The sequence below is a fragment of the Nocardioides pelophilus genome (assembly GCF_014180685.1).
Taxonomy (GTDB): domain Bacteria; phylum Actinomycetota; class Actinomycetes; order Propionibacteriales; family Nocardioidaceae; genus Nocardioides; species Nocardioides pelophilus.
In genome coordinates this window covers 1-15,422 of the sequence record NZ_JACEHF010000100.1, presented here as the reverse complement: position 1 = coordinate 15,422, position 15,422 = coordinate 1, and the positions used below count along the sequence as shown (strand labels likewise).

At 70.2% G+C, this 15,422-nt stretch carries 16 protein-coding genes and 1 tRNA gene; 10 read left to right on the top strand and 7 right to left on the bottom strand.

Annotated elements, in window-relative coordinates; translation table 11 throughout:
• Positions 1 to 47: 47 nt before the first annotated feature.
• A complete protein-coding gene (locus H0488_RS15405; RefSeq protein WP_170124598.1) occupies positions 48 to 206 on the bottom strand; it encodes a DUF5679 domain-containing protein in 159 nt (52 codons plus the stop codon).
• Between the two features lie 140 nt (positions 207 to 346).
• On the opposite strand from H0488_RS15405, the gene H0488_RS15400 reads away from it, so the two are divergent.
• The 3 genes from H0488_RS15400 to H0488_RS15390 all read left to right on the top strand — a co-directional run bounded on the left by H0488_RS15400 (position 347) and on the right by H0488_RS15390 (position 3,209).
• Complete coding sequence (locus H0488_RS15400; RefSeq protein ID WP_183100149.1) at positions 347 to 1,189, top strand: enoyl-CoA hydratase/isomerase family protein; 843 nt, start codon at positions 347 to 349, stop codon at positions 1,187 to 1,189.
• Positions 1,190 to 1,598: 409 nt separating this feature from the next.
• Entirely contained in the window at positions 1,599 to 2,651 is a 1,053-nt protein-coding gene (locus tag H0488_RS15395) for a PHP domain-containing protein (protein ID WP_183100148.1), read from the top strand.
• Positions 2,652 to 2,660: 9 nt separating this feature from the next.
• Positions 2,661 to 3,209: a M48 metallopeptidase family protein gene (locus H0488_RS15390; RefSeq protein WP_183100147.1), complete on the top strand. Its 549-nt coding sequence runs from the start codon at positions 2,661 to 2,663 to the stop codon at positions 3,207 to 3,209.
• Here the strand turns inward: H0488_RS15390 and H0488_RS15385 are convergent.
• Positions 3,131 to 3,790 carry an NUDIX hydrolase gene (locus tag H0488_RS15385; protein WP_312856368.1) on the bottom strand — a complete coding sequence of 220 codons (660 nt, stop codon included), beginning with the start codon at positions 3,788 to 3,790 and terminating at the stop codon, positions 3,131 to 3,133. The genes H0488_RS15390 and H0488_RS15385 overlap by 79 nt on opposite strands.
• Positions 3,787 to 5,160, bottom strand: coding sequence for a zinc-dependent metalloprotease (locus tag H0488_RS15380; RefSeq protein WP_183100146.1), 1,374 nt, complete (start codon positions 5,158 to 5,160; stop codon positions 3,787 to 3,789). The genes H0488_RS15385 and H0488_RS15380 overlap by 4 nt, the downstream gene beginning before the upstream one ends.
• 61 nt (positions 5,161 to 5,221) lie before the next feature.
• Between H0488_RS15380 and H0488_RS15375 the strand changes: the two genes are divergently transcribed.
• The 6 genes from H0488_RS15375 to H0488_RS15350 all read left to right on the top strand — a co-directional run bounded on the left by H0488_RS15375 (position 5,222) and on the right by H0488_RS15350 (position 10,933).
• A complete protein-coding gene (locus tag H0488_RS15375) occupies positions 5,222 to 5,650 on the top strand; it encodes a molybdenum cofactor biosynthesis protein MoaE (RefSeq protein WP_183100145.1) in 429 nt (142 codons plus the stop codon).
• Positions 5,651 to 5,706: 56 nt separating this feature from the next.
• Complete coding sequence (locus tag H0488_RS15370) at positions 5,707 to 6,063, top strand: hypothetical protein (protein WP_183100144.1); 357 nt, start codon at positions 5,707 to 5,709, stop codon at positions 6,061 to 6,063.
• Between the two features lie 77 nt (positions 6,064 to 6,140).
• Positions 6,141 to 7,178, top strand: a complete 1,038-nt coding sequence (locus H0488_RS15365; protein ID WP_183100143.1) for a YlbL family protein — start codon at positions 6,141 to 6,143, stop codon at positions 7,176 to 7,178.
• Positions 7,179 to 7,191: 13 nt separating this feature from the next.
• On the top strand, positions 7,192 to 7,755 hold the full coding sequence (locus H0488_RS15360; RefSeq protein WP_183100142.1) for a PPA1309 family protein: 564 nt from the start codon (positions 7,192 to 7,194) through the stop codon (positions 7,753 to 7,755).
• The gene (locus tag H0488_RS15355) at positions 7,752 to 10,796 is read left to right on the top strand and encodes a UPF0182 family membrane protein (protein ID WP_183100141.1); all 3,045 of its coding nucleotides are present in this window, start codon (positions 7,752 to 7,754) and stop codon (positions 10,794 to 10,796) included. Before H0488_RS15360 ends, H0488_RS15355 begins: the two co-directional genes overlap by 4 nt.
• Before the next feature lie 63 nt (positions 10,797 to 10,859).
• Positions 10,860 to 10,933: transfer RNA gene (locus H0488_RS15350), tRNA-Met, on the top strand.
• Positions 10,934 to 11,115: 182 nt separating this feature from the next.
• Here H0488_RS15350 and H0488_RS15345 read toward each other — a convergent pair.
• The 4 genes from H0488_RS15345 to H0488_RS15330 form a co-directional block, all read right to left on the bottom strand.
• Positions 11,116 to 12,228 (bottom strand): tyrosine-type recombinase/integrase, encoded by a 1,113-nt coding sequence (locus H0488_RS15345; protein ID WP_183100140.1) that lies wholly within the window; start codon positions 12,226 to 12,228, stop codon positions 11,116 to 11,118.
• Positions 12,229 to 12,320: 92 nt separating this feature from the next.
• Positions 12,321 to 12,776, bottom strand: a complete 456-nt coding sequence (locus H0488_RS23690) for a helix-turn-helix transcriptional regulator (RefSeq protein WP_220794635.1) — start codon at positions 12,774 to 12,776, stop codon at positions 12,321 to 12,323.
• 65 nt (positions 12,777 to 12,841) lie between these two features.
• Positions 12,842 to 14,416, bottom strand: coding sequence for a hypothetical protein (locus H0488_RS15335; protein WP_183100139.1), 1,575 nt, complete (start codon positions 14,414 to 14,416; stop codon positions 12,842 to 12,844).
• A complete protein-coding gene (locus H0488_RS15330; RefSeq protein ID WP_183100138.1) occupies positions 14,406 to 14,771 on the bottom strand; it encodes a hypothetical protein in 366 nt (121 codons plus the stop codon). Before H0488_RS15330 ends, H0488_RS15335 begins: the two co-directional genes overlap by 11 nt.
• Positions 14,772 to 14,988: 217 nt before the next feature.
• On the opposite strand from H0488_RS15330, the gene H0488_RS15325 reads away from it, so the two are divergent.
• Positions 14,989 to 15,422 (top strand): hypothetical protein (locus H0488_RS15325; protein ID WP_183100137.1); only part of this gene is annotated, 434 nt, incomplete at its 3' end.

The window sequence follows — 15,422 nt, the reverse complement described above, 5'->3', positions numbered from 1 at the left end:
GGCCCACCGTGAGGTGGGCCGCCCGCTGCGGTTGTCTGAGGTGGTTCTCAGGCCTTGCCGAGGATGCGGTTCAGGTTGGTCGAGCACACGGGGCAAACGGCCTTGGCCATCCGGGTGCCCTTGTCGTTGACCTTGACCTCACCGGACGCCTCGCGCTTGGCCTTGCACTTCACGCAGTAGAACTCACCGCTCCAGGTCTCCGCCATGACGGCCTCCTTGTTTCATGATCTATCTCGGTCGTCGCGACGGGAGGGTGAGGGGAAGCCCGCCGGGGTCCGCAGCACAGGGCTTTGAACCTCTCTGACCCTACGTCACGCGCCTGAGCGCGAGCAGTAACGTGCCCGGTATGTCTGAAATCAGTCCGAACACCGCTGAAACGGGCTCGGGCGCCCTCGAACCGCCCGAGCTGTCCCACCTGCGGCTCGAACGGCCCGCTCCGGGGGTCGCGATGCTCGTGCTGGACCTGCCCGAGATGCGCAACGCGATGAGCGACGAGATGACCGCGTCGTGGGTCCGCGCCGTCGACTTCCTCGCCGGCGACCCGACGGTCCGGGCGGTCGTGGTGACGGGTGAGGGCAGCGCGTTCTGCTCGGGCGGGAACACGTCGTGGATCGCCGGCGAGCCGGACGCCACCGTCGACCGGCTGCGGTCGCGGATGCTCCCGTTCTACCGGGCCTGGCTGTCGATCCGCCGGCTGGAGGTGCCGACCATCGCGGCGATCAACGGCCCGGCGATCGGCGCCGGGCTGGCGATGGCGCTCGCGTGCGACATCCGGTACGCCGCCCGCGGGGCGAAGATGGGTGTCCCGTTCCTCCGGCTCGGGATGCACCCGGGCATGGCGACGACGTACCTGCTCCCGGACGTGGTCGGGCCCGCGGTCGCGCGCGACCTGCTGCTGACGGGGCGGCTGGTCGACGCCGACGAGGCGCTGAGCCTGGGCCTGGTGTCGCGCGTGCTCGACCCGGAGGGGTTCCGCGACGAGGTGGTGCGCACGGCCGCCGAGGTCGCGCGGACCGCTCCGATCGCGAGCCGGCTGACCAAGACGGCGCTGCTCCGCGGGCACGAGAGCGTGGAGGCGTGCCTGGACTGGGAGGCGCTCGCACAGCCCGTGACGCTGGCGACCGCGGACCTGCAGGAGGGCATCCGGGCGGCGCAGGAGAAGCGGGCGCCGCTGTTCGAGGGCCGCTGACCGCACCGCCGGCAGCCGTGAGGAGCGCCAGGAACGAAGAAACCCCCGGGAGCGCTCCCGCCGCTTGCCTTCCCCTTGCGAGCGGCGGTGGCGACCCCGGGGGCCCCAACTGCACGCAACGCTAGGGAGCGGGTGCACCCCGGTCAATCCACGGGGAGGTTGCCCTGTGGACAAGGTTGTGGACAAAGGTGTGGACGATGCGGAACCGCCGTGGAGAGGCGTGGGAAACCGGGCTTCGGCCTGTGGACAGGGTGGGGAAACCGACCGTCGCCCACGGGCCCCGCAGGCGTGTGACCAGCGGTGATGTCGTCCACCGTTCCTCCACCGGCTGTGGACAAATCTTTCTTGCCGCGTTCTCGGCTGACAAGGTGCTGCCCATGACGATCCACGGCCTCCGGGAGGCGGGCGGGTGACCGCGCCCGGCGATCCGTACGACGGCAGCCCGATCGCGGCCCTGCGCCGGATCGCGTTCCTGCTCGAGCGCGGACGGGCCGACACCTTCAAGGTGCAGGCCTACCGCAAGGCGGCGGCCGCGATCCTGCCGTTGCCGCCCGACGAGGTCGCCCGCCGTGCGGCCGACGGCACGCTGACCGACCTGCCCGGCATCGGCAGCAGCACCGCCCGGGTCATCAGCGACGCGGTCGCCGGACGCACGCCCGAGCGGCTCGCCGACGCCGAGCAGCAGTACGGCGTGCTCCCGGTCTCGGGCGGCGACGGGCTGCGAGCGGCGCTGCGTGGTGACCTCCACTCCCACTCCGACTGGTCCGACGGCGGGTCGCCCATCGAGGAGATGGCGATGACCGCGATGGAGCTCGGCCACGACTACCTGGTGCTCACCGACCACTCCCCGCGGCTGCGGATCGCGCACGGGCTCACCGCGGAGCGGCTGGCGCGCCAGCTCGACGTGGTCGACGCCGTCAACACCCACCTCGCCGCCTTGCCCGGTCGGTTCCGGCTGCTCAAGGGGATCGAGGTCGACATCCTCGACGACGGTGGTCTCGACCAGACCGACGAGATGCTCGGCCGGCTCGAGGTGCGGGTGGCGAGCGTGCACTCGAAGCTGGCGATGGACCCGGAGCCGATGACCAAGCGGATGATCGCGGCGATCCGCAACCCGTGGACCAACGTGCTCGGGCACTGCACCGGACGTCTCGGCACCGGCAACCGCGGCACCCGCGCCCAGTCCCGGTTCGACGCGCGGGCGGTGTTCGAGGCCTGCGCCGAGCACGGCGTCGCGGTCGAGATCAACTCCCGCCCGGAGCGGCGCGACCCCCCGAGCGCCCTGCTGGAGCTGGCCCGCGACACGGGCTGCCTCTTCTCGATCGACAGCGACGCGCACGCGCCGGGACAGCTCGACTTCCTCGTGCTCGGGTGCGAGCGGGCCGAGGCGGCGGGCATCGACCCCGAACGGATCGTCAACACGTGGCCGGTGGAGAGGTTGTTGGCGTGGGCGGCGCGGTAGTTTCGAGGCATGTCGGAGCCGACTCCGCAGGTTGAGATCCGCCGTTCCGGGCGGCGGCGACGGACCGTGTCGGCGTACGTCGAGGACGACCGGATCGTCGTGCTCGTGCCGGACAACCTGTCCAAGGCCGAGGAGCGCGACTGGGTCCGCAAGATGGTGCAGCGGCTGCAGCGGCGCGAGCAGCGCAGCCGGCGCACCGACGCGGGACTGCTGCGGCGCGCGTGCGAGCTCAACGACCGCTACCTCGGGGGTCTGGCCGAGCCGGTGTCGGTGAAGTGGGTGGCCAACCAGCGGTCGCGTTGGGGGTCGTGCACGCCGGGGGACCGCACGATCCGGCTCAGCGAGCGGCTGCAGAAGATGCCCGACTGGGTGGTCGACTACGTGCTCGTCCACGAGCTGGCGCACCTGCTCGAGCCGGGTCACAGCGAGGCCTTCTGGGGGTGGGTCGGGCACTACCCGCACACCCAGAAGGCGAAGGGCTACCTGCTCGGCTGGTCGGAGGCCGCGCGGCTCGAGCCGCCTCCGGGAAGCGTGCCGATCTCCGCCGACGCCGACTGAACCACCGACTGGGCGATCCGCACCAGGTCGACCATCCCGGGCTCGAGCTCGGGGAGCGCGTCGACCGGCCACCAGCGCACGTCGAGCGACTCCTCGCTGGTGACCTCGCGCGCGGCCGGCGGAGCGATCGCGACGTAACGGACGTCGAGGTGGCGCACCTCGCCCCGCGGGTCGCAGAACGGGACCGGGTGCACGTCGAGCTGGGCCGGCACCGGCACCAGCCGCAGGTCCGGGATGCCCGACTCCTCGCGGGCCTCGCGACCCGCCACGTCGGCCAGGGTGGCGTCGCCCGGCTCGGCGTGGCCGCCGAACGCGAACCACCGCCGCGCCTTGCGGTGCAGGTTGAGCAGCACCCGGTCGCCGGCGCTGTCGATCACCAGCGCCCCCGCCGTGACGTGGTCGGGGTACGACGAGCGCCACATGCCGTCGCCCACGCCCTCCAGGTGCGCGACGAACCGGGCGCGCAGGGCCTCCTGGGCGGCGTCGGGCGCGCTCCAGCCGCGCAGCGTCGCCAGCGCGTCGTCTCGTAGGGCTTGTCCTGAGGAGCCCGCGAGGGACGAGCGGGCGTCTCGAAGGGTCACTCGCCCTCGGGGGAGTCGGGGGAGTCGGGGGTCTCGCCCTCGAGCAGCTTGCGCAGCTCCTCGTCGAAGGCGTCCTCGCTGAGGTCCTCGGGCTGGGTGGCCTCGGCGCGGAAGCTCAGCGGGTCGTCGAGGTCGGCCGCCGTCGGCAGCAGGTCGGGGTGCATCCACACGCCGTCGCGGGCCTCGGCCCCGGACCGGGCCCGCAGCCCGCCCCACAGGGTGGAGGCGTCCCGCAGCCGGCGTGGCCGCAGCTCCAGGCCCACGAGCGCGGCGAAGGTCTGCTCCGCCGGGCCCCCGGCCGCGCGCCGCCGGCGTACGGCCTCGCGCAGCTTGGCGGCAGCGGGCATCCGCTCGGCGGTCGCCTGGCCGACGACCTCGTCGACCCAGCCCTCGACCAGCGCCAGCGCGATCTCGAGCCGGGACAGCGCGGACTCCTGCTGCGGCGAGACCGGGGGCTCGAACATGCCGCCCTCGAGCAGCCCCTGCATCGAGGCGGGGTCCATCGGGTTGATGCTGCCCATCTGCTCCTGGATGCGCTCCTGCATCTGCTGCACGTTGAGCTCGAGCCCCTGGGCGTAGTCGGTGACCGCCCCCACGAGGTGCTCGCGCAGCCACGGCACGTGCGCGAACAGACGCTGGTGGGCGGCCTCGCGCAGCGCGAGGTAGAGAAGCACGTCGTCCTCGGAGACGTCGAGTCCCTCGGCGAACTCCCGGACGTTGCTCATCACCAGCGCGGCCTTGCCGGGCGCGCCGAGGGGGACGCCGATGTCGGAGGCGGTCAGCACCTCGCCGGCGAGCCCGCCCAGGCCCTGGCCGATCTGGGAGGCGAGCATGCCGCCCACCGCCTGTCCGATGATCCCGATCAGCGGGCCGGCCGTCGCCTGCATCTCCTGCGGCAACGCGTTGCCGATGCCGCTGACGGACTTGGCGGCGACCGGCTCGATGAGCACCTTCCACACGGGTCGGGTCTCGGCGACCCAGTCGGACCGGCTCCAGGCCGCGGTCGAGGTGACACCCGAGGGGAACTCGGTCGCCACGTCGAGCCAGTGGTCGGCCAGCTGCACCGAGTCGGCGACCCGGTCGTGGTCGCGCTGCGCGGGGGTCGGATCGGGCTGCTGGGCGACCGAGGACCGCGCGAGGTCGTCGACGACCTTCCAGTTCAGCGGTCCCTCGTGGGGCTCCATCATCGACTTCAGCTGGCTGAGGATGTCGTTGAAGTTCATCCCGCCCAGGCCGGCGCCCGGACCGCCCGGGCCACCCATCCCGCTGAGCGGGCCGCCTGCGGCGAAGAACTGCTCGAACGGCGTGCCCTTGAAGGGATTGGGCTCCTCGGGACCGCCGCTGCCGGGATCGCCCGGATCATTCGTCATGGCTCAAAACTACGCCCGTCGGCCAACCCCCGCGGGCCGAGGTGACCCCTACGCTTGAGCCATGAGCAACCCCGCCGTGCGCCTGGTCGGCATCCAGGACACCCCGCTGTCGGTCGACGACGTGCTCAAGAGCCTCGACGACGACTCGGCCGGCGGGCTGGTCGTGTTCGTCGGCCGGGTCCGCGACCACGACCACGGCAAGGGCGTGACCGGGCTGTCCTACTCCGCGCACCCGACCGCGCTCGACCGGTTGACCGACGTGTGCGCCCGCATCGCCGAGGAGTACGACGTCGCCGGTGTCGCCGCCGTGCACCGGGTCGGGGACCTGGCGATCGGGGACCTCGCCGTCGTCGTCGCCACCACCGCGGGTCACCGCGGCAGCTCGTTCGAGGCGAGTCGGGCGCTGATCGACACGCTCAAGGCCGAGGTGCCGATCTGGAAGCACCAGCTCTTCGCCGACGGGACCGAGGAGTGGGTCGGCGCGCCGTAGGAGGCGACGCGGCGCGCCGTGATCGGCCGGCCGGCGCGCCGACGTACTCTCGGCTGGTGGAGATCCTCTTCTGGCTGGTGCCTGCGGGCGTCGTCACTCTGGTGACGATGCTGTGGGTCGGTTGGTGGGGTCGTGAGGGCCGCGGCGAGGTCGACCGAGAGACCGCCGCGCGGCGGCTCGGCGAGGCGCTGAGCCGGGAGCGCAAGCGGCGCCCCGGGTACGCCGTGCCTCGTCGTACTCCTGACCGGAGCACGGGCGTCGCGCTGCGTCCGTCGCGGCTCCGCCCGACCGTGCTGCCCACCGTGCTGCCCACCGTGCTGCCCGCCGCGGCGCCGACCGGGACCGAGCCGCCGCAGCCGCCCGCGGCCCCGGCTGCCGACGAGCGTCCGACCGGCGACCGTCGCGCCTCCTGAGCCAGCTCCGGGCGGATCGAGGTTCGACCTTGAGACTCGGTTCCGTGGGCCTTGGGCGCGGGTGAGAAGGTAACGCCATGACGCAGCGGTGGTTGGCCTTCGCCCTCGCGGCGCCGCTGACGGTTCTCCTGCTCCTGCTGGCGGCCCTCGTGCCGCTGCCCTATGCCGTCTACAGTCCCGGCCCCACCTTCGACGTGCTGGCCAAGGACTCCAACGAGGCCGAGATCATCCAGGTCGATGGCCACGAGACCTACCGCGACGACGGTCAGATCCGGTTCACGACGGTCCAGAGCTCGGCGCGCGGCAACAAGGCGTCCCTGCTCGAGGCGCTGGGCGCGTGGATCAACGGCGAGGAGGCGGTGGTCCCCTACGACATCGCGCACCCGCCCGACCAGACCGCCGAGGACGAGGAGGTCCGCGGGGCGGTGTCGATGGTGACCTCGCAGGACACCGCGATCGCCGTCGCCATGCGCGAGCTCGGCTTCGAGGTCCCGTCGGCCATCCAGGTCGCGCACGTCGACGAGGATGGTGCGGCGTTCGGGGAGCTCCGGGTGCGCGACAAGTTCGTCGAGGTCGACGGCGAGCCGGTCACCGACGACCAGCAGATCGTCGACGCGATCCAGAGCCACGGCCCGGGTGACCCGGTGGAGCTGGTGATGAAGCGCGGCGACCGCGAGCTCACCGTCGAGATCGAGCCGAGGAAGATCGAGGGTGCCCAGCGGATCGGCGTCAGCCTCGGCATCGGCTACGACTTCCCGTTCGACGTGTCGATCCAGGTGGACCCCGCGATCGGCGGACCGAGCGCCGGCCTGATGTTCTCGCTCGCCGTCTACGACACCCTGACCCCGGGCTCGCTCACCGACGGCGAGATCGTCGCCGGCACCGGTGAGCTGGTGGACGACGGCACGGTTGGCCCGATCGGCGGCATCGAGCAGAAGATCGCCGGCGCCCAGGAAGCCGGAGCCGAGCTCTTCTTCGTGCCCGAGGCCAACTGCCCCGACGTGGACGGGCTCGACCCCGACCTCAGGCTGGTGAAGGCGACCACGATGCACGAGTCGCTCGAGGCGCTCGAGGACTGGGCAGCCGACCGCGACGCCGAGCTGCCGAGCTGCTGAGCGGGGAGCGCTGATGGACTTCGAGCTCGAGATCGACCCCGCGCTGGCGACCGCCGTGCTGGAGATCGAGAAGCACCAGTCAGGGGCGGGCTGGGACCAGCCGGCGCGGCTCTACGCGCTGGTCGACACGGCCGAGCTGGTCACCCACGAGCCGGCGCTCGCCTCGATGCTCGGGCTCGACGAGTCCCGCGAGCGCGGCTCGCTGACGCCGATCGAGCAGGAGGAGCTGGCCGCGGACCAGGAGCTGGAGCAGCTGCTCCCCACGATCACCTGGCCGGCCGCGGTCGTCGGGTGCGCGGCCGTCGTGGAGCGGCTGGTGCTGCCCCCGGCTGCCGACGGGCAGATCCCGGACGACCCCGCGCAGGCGGTGGAGTTCGCGCGCGAGCACCCGGACAAGCAGGAGGTGCGCATCGTCGCGGGCGTGACCCGCCACGGCGCGTCGTACTGTGCCGTGCGGCTGCGCGCGCACGACGAGGACACCTCGGTGATGGGCGGCCCGGACCTGGTGCCGAGCCTGCTCACACTGCTGCGCGCAACACTGGAGGACGAGACCGATGATCCAGGGGAGACACCGTGAGTGATCTGTTCGATGACGAGCCCGGCGACGTCGAGACCAGGCGGCCCGGTGGCCGCGCTCGCGCGCTGGTCATCACCGGCGTCGTCCTGGTCGTCGGGTTCTTCCTGCTGACGACGTTCGCGTCGATCTACACCGACCGCCTCTGGTACCAGGAGGTCGGCTACGGCCAGGTGTTCAGCACCATGCTGTGGACCCGGATCGGCCTGTTCCTCGTGTTCGGCGTGTTCATGGGCGCGATGGTCGCGGTCAACATGTACCTCGCCTACCGCTTCCGGCCGCTGTTCCGGATCCCCGGCGGCGACGGCAGCGTCGACCGCTACCGCGACGCGGTCACCCCGATCCGCACCTGGCTGCTCATCGGAGTGGCCGGCGTGGTCGGTGTCTTCGCCGGCACGTCCGCGCTCGGCCACTGGCGCAGCTACCTGCTGTGGCGCCACGCCCAGCCGTTCGGCGAGGAGGACGCCTACTTCAACAAGGACATCGGCTTCTACGTCTTCAGCCTGCCGTGGTGGCACTACGTCACCGACTTCGTGATGGCTGCCGCGATCGTCGCGGTGATCGCCACCGCGGTGGTGCACTACCTGTACGGCGGTATCCGGCTGCAGGTGCCGCACGACCGGCTGTCCGGTGCGGCGCAGGTCCAGTTCTCGGTGCTGCTCGGCATCTTCGTGCTCGCCAAGGGCGTCGACTACTACCTCGACCGCTTCGACCTGGTGACCGACGACAACAGCCTGTTCACCGGGATGAACTACACCGGCGAGAACGCGCTGCTCCCCGCGCGCAACATCCTGATGGGCGTCGCGCTGATCTGCGCGGTGCTCTTCTTCCTCAACGTCTGGCGCCGCACCTGGCAGCTGCCGTCGGTGGGTCTGGCCCTGCTCGTGCTCTCCGCGATCCTGCTCGGCATGATCTGGCCCGCGATCGTCCAGAACTTCCAGGTGAAGCCGACCGAGGCCGACAAGGAGGAGTCGTACATCCAGGTCAACATCGACGCCACCCGCGATGCCTACGACATCGCCGACGTCGTACCGACGAACACGTCGGGGATCCCGGAGGGCGAGGCCGATGCCGACGGGCTGGCCCAGCAGCTGAGCTCGGTGCCGGTCGTCGACCCGAAGCAGGTCTTCGAGACGTTCGAGCAGCGCCAGCAGCCGCGGCTCTACTACTCGGTGTCGTCCGTGCTCGACGTCGACCGCTACATGATCGACGGCGTCGAGACGCCGCTGGTGCTCGGCGTCCGCGAGCTCGACCAGAGCGGCATCAACGACTCCGACCAGAACTGGTCGAACCTGCACACGGTCTACACCCACGGTGAGGGCGTGATCGCCGCCTACGCCAACGAGGTCTCGAGCAACGAGGCCAACGGCCGGATGGTGTGGGCCGAGGGCATCCAGGACGCCGACAACGTGCTGTCGGAGACCGAGTTCGAGGACCGGATCTACTTCGGCGAGCAGAGCCCCGACTACTCCGTGGTCGGCAAGGCGTCCGAGGACTCCGAGGACGTCGAGCTCGGCCTCGGCGAGGCCACCGACGACACGGAGACCGGCGGCGACGCGGAGGCCGACGGGGACGTCGTCGCGCCTGAGGTCGACGACACGGCGACGACGTACGACGGTGAGGGCGGTGTCGAGATCGGCAGCACCTTCCGCCAGCTGATGTATGCCGTGCGGTTCGGCGAGCCGAACTTCCTGCTGTCCGGCCGGGTCAACGGCAACTCCAGCGTCCTCTACAACCGGGACCCGGTGACCCGGGTCGAGATGGTCGCGCCGTGGTTGACGCTCGACTCCGACCCCTACCCGGCCATCGTCGACGGCCGGATCCAGTGGATCCTCGACGGCTACACGACCACCGACCGCTACCCGAACGCGCAGCGTGAGTCGTTCGAGTCGATGATCGACGACTCGCTGCAGGAGACGACCGGCCTGCAGACGATCCCGACCGACGAGATCAACTACATGCGGTCGGCGGTCAAGGCCACGGTCGACGCCTACGACGGCACGGTGAACCTGTACGAGTGGGACGAGGAGGACCCGATCCTCCAGACCTGGATGAGCGCCTTCCCCGACACGGTGCAGCCCAAGTCCGAGATCCCCGAGAAGCTGATGGAGCACCTGCGCTACCCCGAGGACATCTTCAAGGTGCAGCGCTACCAGCTCGCCCGCTACCACGTGACCGATGCCGGGGACTTCTACCAGGGCAACGACCGGTGGGAGGTCCCGACCGACCCGCAGGCGAGCAACAGCCAGCAGCCGCCGTACCGGCTGTTCGCCCGGACCACCGACGGCAGCAGCGACTGGTCGCTGACCTCGGTCTTCGTGCCGCGCGGCCGCGGCAACCTGGCGTCGTTCATCTCGGTGAACTCCGATGCGACGTCCGACAAGTTCGGCCAGGTCGAGCTGCTCGAGATGACCGACGAAGGCGCGCCCGGGCCGGGTATCGCGGCCAACGAGATGCAGCAGGACGAGGGCGTGCGCGACGCGCTGCGCGACTACGTCGTCGCCAACACGCCGCCGGTCTTCGGCAACCTGCTGACGGTGCCGGTCGACGACGGCCTGATCTACGTCCAGCCCGTCTACGCCGTCCGCTCCAACGCGGACTCGAGCTTCCCGATCCTGCAGTTCGTGATCGTCCGCTACGGCTCCGACGTCGGCATCGCCCGCGACATCCCCGGCGCTCTCGCCGTCGCGCTCGGCGTCGACATCAGCGACCCGGACCCCGACGGGAACGGGAACGGGAACGGCGAGGGCAACGGGAACAACGACGGCAACGGCGAGGGCAACGGTGACAAGAACCTCACCTTCGACGAGCGCATCGAGAACGCCCTGCGCGCAGCCGACAGCGCCTTCGACCGCGCCGACGCCGCACTGAGCGACGGCGACCCGGAGGAGTGGGCACGCCTCGTCAAGGAGGCGCAGGAGCACCTCGCCCGAGCCGTGCGTCTCGCCGACGAACGCGACGCCGCAGCCGAGGGGGAGCCGACCGACGAGGCCACCGACGAAGGCACGGACGAGCCGTCCGAGGAGGCGACCACCGAGGAGTGATCCGGATCGCGCGCTATCGATTTGGAACGGTTTCGCCTGATGCTCTAACGTTGGGTTCACCGACGCGGGGTGGAGCAGCTCGGTAGCTCGCTGGGCTCATAACCCAGAGGTCGCAGGTTCAAATCCTGCCCCCGCTACGAAAAAGTGGCCCCTGACCTGCGGAAACGCAGATCAGGGGCCACTTGGCTTCTTGAGCCACATAGCCTTATGCCGCGTTTATGTCCCAGAAACCCTCGCGGTGGCGACCCACTTCGGAGTCGGGGGCCGGGGCGTGGGGGCCAAGCAGATGCAGGGCTGCGCTCGAAGCGCCGCGACGACGTCAGTCGTCCGACGCGATCGTCGTGGCCTTGGCTGCGAAGGACTGAAGGATGTGCGTCACGTCAGGTGTGGTCCTGTCCTTCTCGATGTAGAACTCTTTGGTGATCGCGTCTGAGGAGTGGCCGAGAATGCGGGCTGCGGTGTCCGAGTCGACCAGGCGGTCGATCAAGGTCGCGACGGTCTTGCGGAAGGTGTGTGGGGTCACCCAGTCGAAGCCTGTGTCTGCTCGGATCGTGCGCCACCGCCGCTCGATGTTGCCGACCTGGTGCCAGGTGCCGTTACGGGTGGCGAAGACCGCGTTGTAGTGATTTGGCCGCTGCTCGATACGCCGCCTCATCAGAACATCGACAGCAAACGGCGGCAGCGCGATGGTGCGTTTGGAAGCGTCCGACTTCGGCTTGGGCTTCCGGTAGGTGCCCTTTCCCGTCTCCGTCTTGATCGTCCCGCTGATTGACACCGTCGGGGGGACACCACTCAAGTCGATGTCTGTCCACCGGATCGCGAGCACTTCTCCGATCCGGCAGCCGGTAGCGAGAAGCAGGTCCACGATGTCGGGCATGTCCTGGTTCGGCTTTGGACCGGGTCGCTTCTTGGTCATCCAGGCGTCTACAGCAGAGCGGACGGCATTGAGATCCTCCACCGAGAGCGCTTGGACGTCCTTCTTCTGGCCTCGAAGCCGCGATGTGGAGGAGACCGGGTTGGCTGGGACCGCGTCGTCGATAACCGCGGCGTCGAACATCATCTTGAGGACCGTCTTCGTCTTCTTCCGGCGGCTGTGCGAGTCCTGCGACCTGATTAGCCGCTCCAGGCGCCCAGCAGTTGCCTCGCGCAGGCGAATGTTGCCGATGGCTGGATTGATGACGTTCTCGATGATGCGTTGGTACTCGTTCGCGGTAGTTGCTTCCGAGCGCTGTTCAGCGCGATACAGCGAGAGCCAGATGTCGGCCACCTGGCTGATTCGCATGTCGGAGTCGATGAGGTCGCCCGATGGGGCGCTTCGGTCGGCGATCTTGGCTTTGAGTTCTCGCACTGCGGCGGCGGCGCTTCGACCGGTCCCCTTGATTTCGCGCGTGACGCCGTCGAAGTCTCGGAAGCGCGTTCGCGCGCGGTACACGCCGGGACGCACCTCCTTAGTCGTGATGCTCCCGAATGTCCCGATGGGGAGTGGAGGGCGAGCCATGGGCGTTCCTTCTTGACGTCTGAGCGCTAGCGATGCCGTGGACGGGACCGTCGTGACATGGAACCTAGCGTGCCGGAAGTTGATGACTGGTCGCCCCTCGAGCCCCGAGCGTCGTCGTCGATGTTCAGTTCCGCTTCGAGATCCACTGCCTCGGCGTGGGCCTCGATCCATGCATCAAGATCCGAACGGCGGTACCGCAGCGCGCCGCCCGCCTTCACTGCGCGCGGACCGAATCCCGGGCGTCGCGTGCGCCAGGTATAGAGCGTCGACTTCGCGATCCCGAGGTAGGCAGCCGCTTGGGCAATGTTCATTGTGGCTGGGATAAGTGCGAGCCGGCCGCGTTCTGCCGGGCGTGGCTCGACGGAAGGTGCCGTGGCGTGTTCCCTGATGTCTGTGACTGCATCCTCAGGGATGCGTTCGCGTTCCTGGGCAGCCAGCGTTCGGTAACCGCCGACGTTGAGGATCTCCCTCGCCTGTTCCATCTCGCGTCTCCTCCGACCGGGCTGTGGTGGATCTCGGTGGTCGCAGCCCACCTAGTGTCTGATGGTCACCTAAGTGGCCCGACAGGTGCTGAGCGATCAATGCCGGCCGCGGACTTTCTGCATGGCATGCCGTGGTCCGGCGAAGATGCTGGGGTGAAGTGGTCGCCAGGTTGCGCGTTGTCCGCTGCCGAGAGCCAAACGGGGCGATGGCTACCGCCGTTTGAGTGCGCGAGCATCGCAGAGGCTGCCGCGGCGGATGCCGCGGACGCGGTTGCCGTACTCGCCGAACTCAAGGCTTCCCGTACGGGCCGCGGCACCGTGACAGCGCGTCGGGCGAGGATGTCGGCGGGGGAGACCCATACGACATCGCCCTCGGTCGGCGGGGTGGCCAGGCCGGCCTCGACGTCGTTGTGCGCTCGGCGAGACATGGCTCGGGCTGGGCCGGTGAGGTTGGGGGTGTCGACCTTCTCGGCGACGACGTGCGCGAGCTCGGAGCCGGCCTCGATCGCACGCAGTGTCGCCAAGGTGGCCTGAGCGAGTCCTGGCCGGGTGGCGATGACCTCCGGTGTCGCGAGGGTGGTGGTGTCGTGGGTGATCTGACGGTAGGCGGCGCGGACTTCCGCCGCCGCGCGCGCCAAGGGCTCCTCGAGGCGAGCGCCCGGGGGAGCGAGGTCGCCCCAGCGGCTGGCCAGGTTGCTCCAGGAGCGGCCTGCTTCGGCGATCGCGGGGACTAGGCGGTCCGAGGGCTCGAGGATGCCGGAGGTGGCGGCCGCGTCGACGAGCACCATACTGGCGCCGGCGATGAGTCCCTGGGTGCGGGTGATGAGCAGGATGTTGGACGGGTCGAGGTCGCGGGCCAGTGCGCGGTGGGATTGGATGTCCCAGTTGGCTAGGGCCTGCGCTAGGCGACCGGGGTCGTCGACGGGCCCGATCGCCTCGCCGGCGAGGGCTTGGGCGAACCGGTCGGCCAGGTAGCTGCGTGCGATGTTCTCGCACGCCGACATCCGATCGACCCAGACCCCGGTGGGTGCGATCGCGTAGGGGGAGTGGTGCTGGGCCAGCTGGACCAGGCGGCCCTGGCCGCGGGCGTCGTTGACGCGGTCGCGTCCTTTGTCGTGCAGGGCGACGTTGACGGCGTGGGCGGTCAGGTAGAGACCGTGCATGAGTCTGGTCCGGGCTGCCTCGAGGTCGCGGTGGGCGTCGGGCTGCTCGTGCGGGATCTCGGCGCCGTAGCGGCGCACCAGAGCCGCGGCGGTGAGGAGGGTCTGGGTCATCTGGTCGACGCGGGGGTTGGTCGGGCCCTGACCTGGCCAGGCCTTCCGGCCGGACAGGCTGGCCGCGATGGTCGCGGCTTGCGCCGACAGGCGGGTGATGGGCCGATCGCGCTCGAAGATGCCAGGCCGGCGACCCGGTAGCGAGGCCCACAGGTCCTCCGCGGCCGCGACCATCGTCGGCCAGCTCCGCAGGAGCGTGCCGGCATCATCGCCGCCGACGTCCATGAGCAGCTGGCGGGCCAGGTAGTCGACGTCGAAGAGCATTTCGCCGACGCTGCGTACGTCGCGCGAGGTCACCGGGATCTGATCGACGTCGAAGAGCTCCTCGTCGATGTCGGCGTACGCCAGGCGCAGGTCAGTAGCCAAGGCCGCGGGCTTCCCGGATGAGGTCGCACAGGTCGACGACCAGCTGCGAGCCGTGGACCAGGTCCGGCTGATGCAGCGGTAGCGGGCGGGTCAGCTCCTCGGCCTCGGTGAGCAGCTGCAGGGGCGTGCGCTCCTCAAGGTCAGGGAGCGGGTCGACGTCGGGCAGCTCGTAGTCGTCGGGCAGCAGGGCGCTGGCGTGGGAGTGCGCGAGATAGACACCCAGCCCGAGGTCGTGGAGCGGGGAGTCGGGGGCGGCCTCGTCGGCGTCGCTCCACACCTGGGCAGCGGCCTGGTGCAGCAACTGGGCGATCGAGCCGAGGCGGTCCCAGGTGGCATCAGCGTTGAGGGTGTCCACGGGTGTTCCTTTCAGTCGGAGGTCGGTCTGGCCCATGAATCCACGTCCCGGCCGCTGCCCGCTGCGCCGAGCGGCGGGCTGTGGATAACTCGGGGTGCTGTCGGCACCTGGGCACAAACTGGTCTCGTTCGCCTATGTCGCTCGGCGGTTGCCGGACGATCACCGCGAGCAAAGTCAAGAGATCCGCACTAGTGCTGCAAGATGGAGGAGGGTCGAGATGAGGTTCCCGATGACCGTGCTGAGAGCCGTGACGCTGGCGCCGGCTCTGCTGGTGAGCTTCGTCCTCACCGTGGTGGTGTGCGCCCTGCTCCCGCCGGCGCTGGGCCTGGTGGCGTTCATGGCTGCGGGCGGCGTGCTGGTCGCGCTGGCGCTGGGACAGCTGCAGGAGCCTGCAATCGCGGCGTTGACCAGGTCGCGGCCGGCGACGGAGGCCGAGTTGCGGGTGATGGCGCCGGTGCTGGCCGAGCTGTGCGGCCGCGGCGTCGACATCGGCGCGCTGTTCGTGCGCCGGATCCAGCGACCGAGCACCCCGGTGGCGGTGGCGATCGGCCGGCGCACCGTGGTGGTCAGCCCTGGGCTGGTCGAGGCGACGTACCGCGGCGCTGTGAGCGGCGCGGAGGCGGCCGCCGCGCTGGCTCACGCGGTCGGCCG